General features: G+C 48.1%; 12 protein-coding genes and 1 pseudogene. All 13 read right to left on the bottom strand.

Going from position 1 to position 12,867, the window contains the following annotated elements:
- Positions 1-342: 342 nt before the first annotated feature.
- The 13 genes and pseudogenes from OCV70_RS17095 to OCV70_RS17155 all read right to left on the bottom strand — a co-directional run bounded on the left by OCV70_RS17095 (position 343) and on the right by OCV70_RS17155 (position 12,830).
- Positions 343-1,158 carry an HAD-IIB family hydrolase gene (locus OCV70_RS17095; RefSeq protein ID WP_021925419.1) on the bottom strand — a complete coding sequence of 272 codons (816 nt, stop codon included), beginning with the start codon at positions 1,156-1,158 and terminating at the stop codon, positions 343-345.
- The gene (locus tag OCV70_RS17100) at positions 1,151-2,413 is read right to left on the bottom strand and encodes a M18 family aminopeptidase (protein ID WP_021925418.1); all 1,263 of its coding nucleotides are present in this window, start codon (positions 2,411-2,413) and stop codon (positions 1,151-1,153) included. The genes OCV70_RS17095 and OCV70_RS17100 overlap by 8 nt, the downstream gene beginning before the upstream one ends.
- A gap of 34 nt (positions 2,414-2,447) precedes the next feature.
- Positions 2,448-2,777: a cupin domain-containing protein gene (locus OCV70_RS17105; RefSeq protein WP_021925417.1), complete on the bottom strand. Its 330-nt coding sequence runs from the start codon at positions 2,775-2,777 to the stop codon at positions 2,448-2,450.
- A gap of 265 nt (positions 2,778-3,042) precedes the next feature.
- The gene (locus tag OCV70_RS17110) at positions 3,043-4,257 is read right to left on the bottom strand and encodes an LL-diaminopimelate aminotransferase (RefSeq protein ID WP_021925416.1); all 1,215 of its coding nucleotides are present in this window, start codon (positions 4,255-4,257) and stop codon (positions 3,043-3,045) included.
- A gap of 140 nt (positions 4,258-4,397) precedes the next feature.
- On the bottom strand, positions 4,398-5,837 hold the full coding sequence (gene gatB / locus OCV70_RS17115; protein ID WP_021925415.1) for an Asp-tRNA(Asn)/Glu-tRNA(Gln) amidotransferase subunit GatB: 1,440 nt from the start codon (positions 5,835-5,837) through the stop codon (positions 4,398-4,400).
- Entirely contained in the window at positions 5,834-7,306 is a 1,473-nt protein-coding gene (gatA, locus tag OCV70_RS17120; protein ID WP_021925414.1) for an Asp-tRNA(Asn)/Glu-tRNA(Gln) amidotransferase subunit GatA, read from the bottom strand. Before gatA ends, gatB begins: the two co-directional genes overlap by 4 nt.
- 11 nt (positions 7,307-7,317) lie before the next feature.
- Complete coding sequence (gatC, locus tag OCV70_RS17125; RefSeq protein WP_021925413.1) at positions 7,318-7,611, bottom strand: Asp-tRNA(Asn)/Glu-tRNA(Gln) amidotransferase subunit GatC; 294 nt, start codon at positions 7,609-7,611, stop codon at positions 7,318-7,320.
- 24 nt (positions 7,612-7,635) lie between these two features.
- Positions 7,636-8,967 carry an aspartate--tRNA(Asn) ligase gene (gene aspS, locus OCV70_RS17130; RefSeq protein ID WP_021925412.1) on the bottom strand — a complete coding sequence of 444 codons (1,332 nt, stop codon included), beginning with the start codon at positions 8,965-8,967 and terminating at the stop codon, positions 7,636-7,638.
- Positions 8,968-8,995: 28 nt separating this feature from the next.
- On the bottom strand, positions 8,996-9,550 hold the full coding sequence (locus tag OCV70_RS17135; RefSeq protein WP_021925411.1) for an ANTAR domain-containing response regulator: 555 nt from the start codon (positions 9,548-9,550) through the stop codon (positions 8,996-8,998).
- A 21-nt stretch (positions 9,551-9,571) separates the two neighbouring features.
- A complete protein-coding gene (gene glnA / locus OCV70_RS17140; protein ID WP_021925410.1) occupies positions 9,572-10,894 on the bottom strand; it encodes a type I glutamate--ammonia ligase in 1,323 nt (440 codons plus the stop codon).
- Positions 10,895-11,338: 444 nt separating this feature from the next.
- Positions 11,339-11,812: pseudogene (locus OCV70_RS19965) on the bottom strand (AAA family ATPase); the annotation flags it as partial.
- A gap of 462 nt (positions 11,813-12,274) precedes the next feature.
- Complete coding sequence (locus OCV70_RS17150) at positions 12,275-12,505, bottom strand: hypothetical protein (RefSeq protein WP_021925408.1); 231 nt, start codon at positions 12,503-12,505, stop codon at positions 12,275-12,277.
- Between the two features lie 4 nt (positions 12,506-12,509).
- A complete protein-coding gene (locus OCV70_RS17155) occupies positions 12,510-12,830 on the bottom strand; it encodes a DUF6508 domain-containing protein (RefSeq protein ID WP_021925407.1) in 321 nt (106 codons plus the stop codon).
- Positions 12,831-12,867 lie beyond the last annotated feature (37 nt).

Below are 12,867 nucleotides of genomic sequence, written 5' to 3' on the forward strand. Positions count from 1 at the left end.
TGATGAGCCTGGACGATAGAGGCATCAATTGATAGTTCCGTTAATTCAGCTTCTAAGCTCAAGACACGAAAAATATTATCAAGGGAGCAACACGATTCCATTCATCATCGGTTAATTCGTATCGGCGCAACATAATCAACACCCCTTTTTCTTTATTTTAATATGAAAAAGGGTAAACGAATATATGTTTTGTGCAACTTTTATTTTTCAAACACGCTCTAGCTTCACAATACACCCAAAATCATGCAAATCATAATTTCACGTCAAGCTTCTTGGGTTTTCTGTGAACTTTGTCCACTTAAAAACACCTCGCAAAATCTCATCATTAAACCTAATATTTTCTCAAATTAATTCCAAATGCTCTAACCCATTTCGGATTCCGTAGTGGAAAATATCGCTGGTCACATAATCTGCCAGTTCCTTGATCCCTGGCGCTGCATTTCCCATGGCAATCTTGGTCTGGGCAAATTCGAACATGGAAAGATCGTTGTTGCTGTCCCCGAACACGATGGTGTCCTCATGGGCAATGTCAAAAATCCGGCATACAGCAGCAATTCCCACTGCCTTGGAAAATCCCTTTGGAATCATCTCAATGGTATCTCCCGCCAGTCCTTCTCCCACATGTCCGATAAACTCATAGTAATCTGCCAGTTCTTCACATGCCTTCTCCGGGCTGCTTCCCGGAAGGATCTTGGAGCTGACCTTGTTGATATGAAGATCCTGCTCAAAGCCTTTGATAGGGCGCCATTTATTTCCAAGTGCTTTCGTGATCAGATCCGCATACCAGTTAACTCCTGTGTGATACTCGTCCTTATCATAGTACATAAAATCCGCGCCTTCCATCACCGGAACCATGCCGTATCTGCGCAGCACCTCCACAGAATGCCATGCCTGCTGCGGAGTCATCTCCTTGTTGAAAAGGCGCTCCCCGTTTTTCTCGATGGTGCAGCCGCATGCCGTGATCATCCCGGTAAAGGGGATTTTCTCCAGGTAATCCGGCACAAAGGAACGGCTTCTTCCTGTGCACAGCCATGCCTCATGTCCGTTGTTTACCAGCTTTGTAATGGCTTCCACCGCACTTGCGGGAGTCCCTTTCTCAATGTCGCAGATGGTTCCGTCTGCATCGAAGAAAACTGCTTTTTTATGAAAATCAGGCATAAAACACCTCCGCAAGCTTCACGAAATCACAGGTATCCTTCACACCTGCAGTCTCATAAGGAGAGTGCATAGCCAGCTGGGGAAGCCCGATATCCACGGTATTTAAGGCAACCTGCGTATTGGAAATATTTCCGAGGGTAGAGCCTCCTGCCACATCGGAACGGTTCACATAAACCTGGCACGCAACTCCCGCTTCCTTACAAAGATCCTTAAACATTGCTGCAGAAATTCCATCTGTACAGTACTTCTGATTTGCATTGTACTTCACCGCAATTCCTCCATTGATATGAGGACGGTTCACAGGATCTGCCTTCTCCGGATAATTAGGATGGATGGCATGTGCATTGTCCGCAGAGATCATAAAGCTCTTTGCCAGGGAAATCAGATAATCCTCATAGCTTCTGCCAAGTCCCAGATTAATGCGAAGCAGCGTATCCCGAAGGAAAGTAGAGGCAGCTCCCTGCTTGGTACCGCTTCCCACTTCCTCATTGTCCATTACCATATGTACGCAGATGCTCTTCTCATTTTTTCCTGCGATCAGGCCTTCCATAGAGGAAAAAGCACACTGCAGGTCATCCAGTCTGGGAGCAGAAACAAATTCCTCCTCGCCGCCCCAGATGGTACCAGGCATACGGTTGTAAAGGAACAGATCATGTCCCAGAATCTCCTCTTCTGCAACGCCAGCAGCTTCTGCCACAGTTTTAAAGAAGGTTCCCTTTGCGCTCTCCAGTCCGTAAAGAGGCAGCAGATCCTTCTGCACATTGTACTTGTATCCGCTGTTCGCCTCACGGTTCATATGAATGGCCAGATTGGGGATCATCAGCATATCCTTGTCCACTGTCACCAGCTTCTCGCAGATCTGTCCGTTCTCCTTCACGATCACACGTCCAGCCACAGAAAGGGGTCTGTCAAACCAGGGTGCCAGAAGGGCACCTCCATAAAGCTCCACATTCAGCTTCACATACCCGTTCTCCACCATCTCCGGATTCTCCTTGATCTTAAGGGACGGAGAATCGCTGTGGCTTGCAATAATGTGAAATACATCGCTGGAAGCCTCCGGCACCGTAAACGCAATGACAGCAGAATGATTCCGGGTCACAAAATACTTCCCGCCATTTACCAGCTCCCAGTGCTCATCCTCCTTCAGCTCTGTAAATCCATTTTCCCCAAATCTTTTCTTCATCATCTCCACTGCCTGAAACGCAGTAGGACTCTCTTTAATAAATGTAAGTAGTTTCTCAGCTGTACTGTTCATTTCCAAACTCCAATTCCTTCATTTCTATCTTATTTCAGTCTTTGATAATCAGTGCCATAAACACCAGATCGGTGTTTCCAGTATTTGCAAGGCCGTGGCCTCTTCCGTCTGGGGTAAAGGTAATGTCTCCAGCCTTCACATGTCTCCAGGAAGTGCCGTTGTCATTATACTCGCCCTCTCCGGTAAGAATATAGTAAGTCTCGCTCTCCCCATAATGCATATGGAATCCCAGAGAACATCCCGGCTCCAGAGTCACCTCCGCATAAAGCCCGCACTTTCCATTCAGCTGCTTCTCATCCAGCAGTTCCTTAATAATCACATGTCCGTTACCCTCACACATATGCTCAATCCGACTGATCTTCATAACCAAAATCCTCCTTTATCTTTCGCAAAGCCCCCGACAAGAAAGAATCCTGCTTTGCAGGATTCTCCGCCTGCGGCGGGTCGCCTCAAGCGACATCTACCTTTCCGCTGCAGTGCGATCCTGCCCGGTAGGGCTTTTATGTAATAGGAGATTCCAACGGAATTTCCTATTACATAAAAAGCGTACCCCCAGCCCCGGAACAGCGATCACATCCAATCCACTGTCCCAGCCAGAGATACGCCCTGTCAGCTTTCTTCAATTATAATTACAAACTCTTGATCCTGTCAATGGCTTTCCGTGTATTCTCATAAGTGCCAAAGGCAGTCAGACGGAAAAAGCCCTCTCCGTGAGCGCCAAAGCCGGAGCCTGGAGTGCCAACCACATTTGCCTCCTTCAGAAGATAGTCAAAAAACTGCCAGGAGGTCATTTTGTCCGGAGTTTCCAGCCAGATATACGGCGCATTCACACCCCCTGAAACAGAAAATCCTGCCTTTTCCAGTTCATCGTGGATCAGCTTTGCATTTCGCATATAATAGCCAACCTGCTCCTTCAGCTGTGCCTTTCCAGCCTCAGAATAAACGGCTTCCCCTGCCTTTTGCACAATGTAAGGAGCTCCGTTAAATTTGGTGCCGTGACGTCTTGCCCAGAGACTGTGAAGGGAAACACCATCTCTTACAAGCTCATCCGGAATCACGGTAAAGCCAAGACGAACTCCTGTAAAGCCTGCATTCTTGGAAAAGCTGCGAAGCTCAATGGCACAGGTTCTTGCACCCTCACACTCATAAATGCTGTGCGGCACATTGTCCTGGGAAATATACGCCTCGTAAGCAGCATCATAGATGATCACGCAGCCGTTTTTGTTTGCATAATCCACCCATTTCTGCAGCTCATCCCTTGTGATGGCAGAGCCTGTAGGATTGTTCGGGAAGCAAAGATAGATCAGATCCGGCACTTCCTTTGGAAGCTCCGGTAAAAATCCGTTTTCCTTGCTGCAGGGCATGTAAATCACGCCGTCAAAATTCTCACGGGCAGTATTATACTCTCCTGTGCGCCCAGCCATTACATTTGTATCCACATACACCGGGTAAACAGGATCACACACAGCCACTTTATTGTCTGTTCCGAAAATTTCCTGAATGTTCCCGGAATCACTTTTGGCACCATCAGAAACAAAAATCTCATCAGCCTTAATGTCACAGCCTCTGTCCTGATAATCGTTTTTTGCAATGGCATTTCTCAGAAATTCATAGCCAAGATCCGGAGCGTAGCCGTGGAAAGTCTCCGCATGGGCCATCTCCTCCACCGCATTGTGAAGCGCCTCGATAATCGCCGGAACCAGCGGCTGGGTTACATCTCCAATTCCAAGGCTGATCACTTCTTTATCCGGATTTAATTCTTTATATGCACGCACCTTTTTTCCAATGGTAGAAAAAAGATAGCTTCCCGGTAATCTCAGGTAATTATGATTTACGGTAACCATTTCATTATCCTCCTCGTATAGTTCGTCTTAACTAATTATTGTATATACTTTTTTCTTAATGTCAATCCCAAAACGCTTATAAGCCCCGGCGCGAAACCATGCCATTGCATGATTTCATTGCATCCGAAGCATAAGCATCTTTATTTTCTCTTTTCAACCTCTGCCAGCAGCGCCTCTCTCACGCTTGCCGGGTTGGCCTTGCCCTTCATTTCCTTCATGATCTGGCCTACGAAGAAGCCCATAACCTTCTCCTTGCCGCCAAGAAGTTCAGACAGCGGTCCCGGGTTCTCATCCAGGATCCGGCTGATGGTGCTGGTAAGAAGTCCGGTATCCTCCACGATCTTCAGACCATGCTCTTCGATATAGGCAACGGCATCAATATCTTCGTCAAATACTTTTTCAAATATTTTCTTCGCATTCTGAGGGCTGACCTGTTTCTTGTCCACCATTTCCAGAAGGTCTGCAAGGTGCTGCGGGGCAAATCTTACCTTCTCAGCTTCCACTCCTTTGTCCTTCATCAGGCGAAGCACTTCCACCATAAACCAGTTTGCCGCCTTCTTCGGATTGCCGCAAAGACCGGCAACCTCCTCAAACAAAGCAGCCAGATGTCTGGACTCTGTAAGGATTCTGGAATCATATTCCGGAAGGCCGAATTCCTCCTGGTAACGGGCTGCTTTTTCCTCGCGGAACTCCGGCAGCTCTTCCCTGATCTTCTGAATCCACTCATCAGAAATATGGATCGGCGGAAGATCCGGGTCCGGGAAATAACGGTAATCCTTGGCATCCTCCTTGGAACGCATTGCGTGAGAGGATTCCTTATTGTCATCCCATCTTCTGGTTTCCTGAACAACGCTTCTGCCCATTTCCAGAAGCTCGATCTGGCGCTCTCGTTCTCCCTCAATGGCATGTGCAATGGCCTTGAAGGAGTTCAGATTCTTCATCTCTGTTCTGGTTCCAAGCGTATCACTTCCTGCCACACGGACAGAAAGGTTGACATCGGCACGCATGGAGCCCTCCTGAAGCTTACAGTCAGAAACGCCCAGATACTGCATGGTGCAGCGAAGCTTTTCCAGATAAGCAATTACTTCATCTGCGCTTCTCATATCCGGCTCAGAAACGATCTCGATCAGCGGAACGCCGCTTCGGTTGTAATCCACCAGGGAGCAGTCCTCCCACTCATCATGAATCAGCTTACCTGCGTCCTCCTCCATATGCATCTCATGGATCCGCACCTTTTTCTTTCCTGCTTCTGTCTCAATTTCTACAAAGCCATCATGGCAGATTGGCAGATACAGCTGGGAAATCTGATAGTTCTGCGGGTTGTCCGGGTAAAAATAGTTTTTACGATCAAACTTGCAGTACTGGTTGATGCTGCAGTTTGTGGCAAGTCCTGCGCGAAGGGCAAACTCTACCACCTTTTTATTTAATACAGGAAGGGAGCCTGGCATACCGGTGCACACCGGACAGGTGTGGGTATTGGGTGCTCCTCCAAACGCAGTGGAACAGCCGCAGAAAATCTTGGTTCTGGTGGCAAGCTCTACATGGACTTCCAGTCCGATTATGGTCTCATACTGTTTCATGCTTCCCTGCCTCCTTCTTCTGGTGTTCCGAAATCTCCTCTTGCTTTTTCATAAGCGTGGGCTGCGCGGAGAATCTTTTTCTCCATAAAGCAGTCACCGATCATCTGGATTCCGATTGGAAGACCGATTTTATCTTTTCCGCAGGGAACGGTAATTCCCGGAAGGCCGCACAGGTTTACGGCAACGGTGTAAATATCGCCAAGATACATTGCCATAGGATCCTTTAAGCTTTCCCCAAGCTTCGGTGCTGTATACGGAGCAGCCGGCGCAAGAAGAACGTCATATTTCTCAAATGCCTCATCAAATTCTTTCTTGATCAGGGCTTTTGTGCGCAGTGCTTTCAGATAATAGGCATCATAGTAGCCGGAGCTTAAAACAAAGGAACCAAGCATGATACGGCGCTTTACCTCTTCACCGAAGCCCTCTGTCCTGGTGCGCTTGTACATGTCGTGAAGGCCGTCATACTCAGCAGCACGATAGCCGTATTTCACGCCGTCAAAACGCTCTAAGTTGGAGCTTGCTTCCGCACTGGCAATGATATAATAAGCAGGAATCATATACTCCATAGTCTTTACGGAGAAAAATTCCACAATAGCACCCATCTGGGTAAGCACCTTCAACGTCTCCATAAAAGCATCCTTTACATCCGGGGAAAGTCCCTCTGCCAGATATTCCTTGGGCACGCCGAATTTCATTCCTGCGATCTTGTCTGTCATTTCTTTTCCAAAGTCAAGATCATGTCTGTCTATGGAAGTACTGTCTTTTGGATCATGGCCTGCAATCACTTCCAGAAGCGCTGCACAGTCTGCCACATCCTTTCCCACAGGACCGATCTGATCTAAGGAGGAGGCGTAGGCAACCAGGCCGTAACGGGAAACGGTACCGTAGGTTGGCTTCAGGCCGGTAACGCCGCAGTAGGAGCTTGGCTGGCGGATAGAGCCGCCTGTATCAGAGCCAAGGGCCAGATAGGCCTCCCCTGCTGCCACAGCCGCGCAGGAGCCACCTGAGGAACCGCCTGGAACATGCTCTGTGTTCCACGGGTTTCTGGTGACACCGTAGGCGGAGGTTTCTGTGGTGCTTCCCATGGCAAACTCGTCCATATTTGTTTTTCCGATGATAATCAGACCCTCTTTTTCAAGGCGGTCGATTACCTCTGCCTGATACTGGGGAACGAAGCCCTCCAGAATCTTAGACGCGCAGGTGGTTGGCTTTCCCTGTACGCAGATGTTGTCCTTTACCGCAATGGGAACGCCGGCAAGAGGGCCTGTGTAGATTCCCTCGTCAATGCCTTTCTGCACCTCTTTTGCACGGGCATAGGCTTCTTTTTTGTAGGTGTCCAGGTAGGCGTGGATCTGTCCGTCCTTTTCCTCAATCTGGGAAAAGACCTCTTTTACCCCGTCCAGGACACTGATCTCATGTTTTTTTATTTTATCAGCCAGCTGCAAGGCTGTTAATTTCGATAATTCCATGTGAATGTCTCCTATCCTATGGTCTTTGGAACCTGATACTGTCCTTCTTTGGCTTTCGGCGCGTTTGCAAGCATCTCCTTACTGTTGTCGCCGTTTGTAACCACATCCTCACGGAATACGTTCTGATCCCCGAAAATATGGGACATGGGCTCTACGCCAGAGGTGTCCAGTTCATCCAGTTTATCTACATAATCCAGCATTTCCTGCATGTCCTTTTTGGCCTTTTCTTTCTCCTCTTCTGTCAGGGAAAGCTTTGCAAGAATGCAGACATTTTCCATGGTTTCGTCATCTATCTGTTTTGCCATTTCCTCATCCTCCTGAAATATTTGTTACGGCTCCAGACGGTTCAGATCTCTTGGGAACAGGCATGCTTCGCGGACATTTTCCTCACCAAGAAGCTGCATGGTGAGACGCTCCAGGCCGATTCCAAGACCGCCATGAGGCGGCATACCGTATTTGAAGGTATCCAGATACTGTTCCATTCCTTCTGTCTCCATGCCTCTGTCCTCGATCTTTTTCAGAAGGGCGTTGTAATCGTGGATTCGCTGTCCTCCTGTGGTGATCTCAAGGCCGTGGAAGAGAAGGTCAAAGCTTAAGGTAAATCTGGTGTCTTCCGGATCGTCCATTGCGTAGAAAGGACGCTTCTTGGAAGGATAATGGGTAACAAATACGAAGTCTGCGTCATACTCTTCCTTGAAGTACTGACCGATCAGGGCTTCCTCTTCCGGCTCTAAATCAAATGGGTTGCGGATCTGGCGGTTGTATTTCTTTGCCACCAGCTCCTTGGCCACATCAAAGCGGACTGCCGGGATTTTGGATGCATCGGGAAGCTGTACCTTCAGGATTTCCAGCTCCTTCCCATAGTTTTCCTTCAGAAGCTTCATGGCATACTGTAAAAATCCGGTTTCCATTGCCATGATCTCCTCGAAACTGTCAATATAGCCCATCTCGAAGTCAAGGCTTGTGTATTCGTTTAAGTGTCTCTTTGTGTTGTGCTTCTCTGCGCGGAAAACAGGTCCGGTCTCAAATACCCGGTCAAAAACACCCACCATCATCTGTTTGTAGAACTGGGGGCTCTGAGCCAGTACCGCCGGCTTGTGGAAATAGCTTAATTTAAACAGGTTTGCGCCGCCCTCTGCGCCTCTGGCACCGATCTTCGGGGTATGGATCTCGGTAAAGCCATTCTCATAGAGATAGTCGCGGAACGCTCTTGTCAGGGCTTCCTGGATCTTGAATCTGGCGCGCTCCTGAATATTTCGGAGGGAAAGGGAACGGTAATTTAATTTGGCTTCCAGGGAAGTATTTAATTTCCATTTGTCAATGGCAAGAGGAAGAGGCTCTGCAGGTGCGGATAACACCTGGATTTCACGGATGCGGAGTTCTCTGCCATGAGGGGCTCTTTCTTCTTCATTTACAATTCCTTTTACTTTTACGGTCATGCCTTCCTTCAGGTCGTGAATGGAGAAATTTACTTCTTCATTTACAAATACTGTCTGGAACAGACCTTCTCTTTTTCTGATGATCACAAACGCAACATCACCCATGTTGCGGATACTGTGAATGGCACCTTCCAGGATGGCTTCCTGATTCAGAAGTTCCTCTCTCATCAGTGCATCCCAGCTGCTCACTTCTTTTTTCCAGCTTCCATCCAAAAACTCCATTTCCTCATCCTCCATTTCAAAATTCTTTCTATACTTCGTCATACAACAGCATCAGAACCATCTGTGCTGTCTCTGCCATATTGGTACCGGAATCCATACTGCATTTCTGAATATACCGATGCGCATCCTCTTCGCTTAAATGGTTTCGTTCCATGAGAAGAAGCTTCGCATTGGAAATATAATTCTGTTCCTTCCAGGAGCGGGCTTTGGGCTTCTTTTTCTCCCTGCGCAGCCGCCGTTCGATCTGGGAAAGCATCATGTCCACTGTGTTTACCAGATCACTTGCCTTCATAGGCATTTCCACAGTCAAAACGGAGGTTGGTGCTTCTGCGATCACCCTTCCGGATGCCAGCAGAAGCATTTCAAAGCAGGGAGGAAGATCGTCCAGCACATCCCGGTAATACCGATCCGGCAGCTTGTATCCGCAGATCAGGATACCGCTGTCCAGCTCACTCATGCTGGCAAGTGCTGTTGAAGCAGTTGAACATACCGCAGCTACCGGAAAACCGTGCCGATTCAATATGGTACGTATTTTCTTTGCGTCATCTATTTTCGGTAATGCAATTACAATGCTGCTGTTCATATGAGTGCCACTCTCTTCATCTTAAATCTTGTACAGGTATTCGCTGATTTCCCATTCACTTACCTGTCGCATATAATTCAGCCATTCTTCTTTCTTGGCTGCTGCATATTCTTCGCAGAACTTCTTTCCAAGAATGGACTGGATCCAGGTGCTGTTTTCAAAATGCACAAGTGCATCGTACAGGTTCTCCGGAAGATTTCCAATATTCATTGCCTTCTGATCGGACTCGGAAAAAGAACGGTCAGATGCTTTGGTTGGGTACAGCTTATGATGGATTCCATCCAGTCCTGCTGCCACGCACACTGCAAAAACAAGGTATGGATTTGCAGCTGCATCCGGGCTTCTCAGCTCAATGGCAAGGCTGTCTTTTCTTAAATTGGAAATACGGATCAGGGAGTTCTGGTTGTTCTTTGTCCAGGTCAGCTCCGTCGGCGCATCGTAGCCAGGTACCAGTCTCTTATAGGAATTTACAAGAGGATTGGTGATGGCTGCCATCTCCTGGCTGTGTGCCAGAAGTCCGCCGATAAAATGATAAGCATCCTCGCTGAGTCCGTTTACATCGGAAGGATCTGCAAAAATATTTTTGCCGTCTTTATATAAAGCGAAATGAATGTGCATACCGGAACCATTTACCTCTGCACGGGGCTTTGGCATAAAGGTTGCATGAAGACCGTGGCGCTTTGCGATGGTACGCACTGCCATCTTGAAGGTCATGACACAATCTGCCATCTCGTTTGCTCCTGTGAATTTGAAATCGATCTCATGCTGCGCCGGAGCAGTCTCATGATGGGAAGACTCTACCTCATATCCCATATCCTCCAGAGTCAGAACCATATCACGTCTTGCATTTTCTCCAAGATCAAGTGGGCTGATATCCAGATATCCGGCTTTTTCGTGTGTCAGTGTGGTCGGCACTCCGTTGTCATCTGTGTGGAACAGGAAAAACTCACATTCCGGGTCTACCTCGCAGATATAGCCTTCCTCTGCGGCCATATCAACCACCTGCTTCAGAATGTATCTCGGGCTTTTCTCAAGAGGGGTTCCGTCACAGCGGTAGATATCGCAGATCAGTCTGGCTACTTTTCCCTGCTGCGGACGCCACGGAAGAATGGTGAAGGTATCGTAGTCCGGATGCAGATACATATCCTGCTCCTTTTCTCCGGCGATTCCTGCAATGTAGGAGCTGTCTACCACATACTCATTGTCAAGTGCCCGGGGGAGCTCCCTCGCGGTAATCGCAATATTTTTTAAGGTACCGAACATGTCGGTAAACTGAAGGCGAATGAACTCTACATCTTCGTCTTCTGCCATCTGTAACACTTCGTCTCTGGTGTAATTCCCCATAATGTGCTCTCTCCTTTTCATTTTATTTCCTCATCCTGATTGAACATTGGGAAGATCTGTCCGGTAGGACAAATCCCTATAAAAACAAAAAAGGCGCACTTCAGAAAGATACCCTTCTGAAGAACGCCCTTGTTCATGCAGGTTATTATAGCAATCTGGGTTAGGTTTGTCAACTGGTTTTTTAACGCTTTACCATGGTTAAGTGAATATTATTGTCTTTTGCGGTCTGATTCGTGGCAGGCTTTGCTGTTGGCTCATAGGGAGGCAACTGCTTCATGGCTTAATTTGTTTAAATATTGCTTTGAGCCACTGTACGTCTTCTTTTGTTACTTCACGGAAACCGTAGCTGGCATTTAATATCAGGGCCTGCAGGTGGCTGATGGCCTCGTCTGGCACAGACGGACAATTTTTCTGCAGATAATCTGCCATGCTGTCGTCTGCATTGGAAGGGTAACCCATCTGAATACAGATGAGAAAACGGTCCAGCTGGGGCTCCGGGAGCATCTGGGTTCCGGCAGAGCCAATAGGGTTCTCAGTGGCAATGACCACGAAGGGATCCAGCACCTGGCGGGTGACGCCGTCTACGGTTACCGTGCCCTCTTCCATGACTTCCAGAAAGGCGGACTGGGTCTTGGCGGAGGTACGGTTGATCTCATCGGCAAGGAACAGGTTGCACATAACTGCACCGGGCTGGTATACGAAGGTATCCTTTTCTTTTATGTACATGGAAATACCTGTGATGTCGGATGGGAGAACGTCCGGGGTGAACTGGACACGGTTCTGGGTCAGGTTCATGGCACGGGCAAAGGCAAGAGCCATGGAGGTTTTGCCTACGCCGGGGATGTCCTCGATGAGGACGTGTCCGCCTGCCATCATAAACAGGAACCAGGGCCATACATCTACCAGTCTTCTGGCCATTGCAGCAGGCTGAAGCTGGGAAACGGTTTTGGACTTTTCTTCTCCTGTGTATTCCACTCTGCGGCCGCGCACCAGAAGCCTGTGGGTGTTCACCGCGTAAGGGGTGCAGGTCACAAGGGTCACATAGTCCTGCCATCTTCCCTTTCTTCACCTCATTTCGGTTGCCCATCGTCATACGGTTGCCGTACATAAAATATATCGGAATCATCAGTCTGCGCCAACTCGCAGAACGACCAAAAAAACTGCCCCAAAATCCACCTTCCCCTATGCGGTTTCCATAGCACAAAAAGACCGGCAGCCCCAAAAGACCACCGGCACACTCGATCACTTCCCCTGCCCAAGGAGTCCTGGTCTCTGATTTTTTGACTTTCCGGACAAAAAAATAGACCTGCTGTCATCTGCAGATCTCTCCACAGACAGCAACAGGTTTCCCCTAATGCATTTATTTACTTTACCATCCGTTCAGTACCATCGGTCATACGGATTCCCTCGCACCTTCTTTGTCTCTGGTGCTTTCTCAATACTCTTCTCAGCCTCTTCCCTCGTTGCAAACAGCCTGTGAACCTTCACCTGTATTCCGCCGCCCGTATCTGTAAAACGTACCAGGAACATCCCGCCGGAACACCTGCGGATCTCCACTTCTCTCACATACCTGTTTGATTCCACAATATATGCAGTATCCCCGACTTTCATAAAATCACACTCCTGCACTCAAAACATCCTTCATCCTCACCAGAACAGGAAGCACCTGCCCGTCAGCAAATCTCCGTTCAAAAGAACCATTGGAAAAATGATCTTCTCTCAGCAGCATTGTCAGCAATGCTGTACAAAGCTCATAATCCGCACCCGAAATTCGTTCCAATTCTTCATCACAGTCAATCGGCTCCGTAATCATATAATCCCCATAATTTGTTTTCAGATCTCCCATTGTCTTCAACAGATCCACATACAGATCTCCACGGGAATCCTTCAATTCCAGTATTCCCTGAATCTTTCTTATCTTCTCTGCTTTTGTCAATGCTATGCACCGCCTTCCATCAATCGTCCAAGAATCG

Source organism: Blautia acetigignens, from assembly GCF_025566865.1.
Taxonomy (GTDB): domain Bacteria; phylum Bacillota; class Clostridia; order Lachnospirales; family Lachnospiraceae; genus Blautia_A; species Blautia_A acetigignens.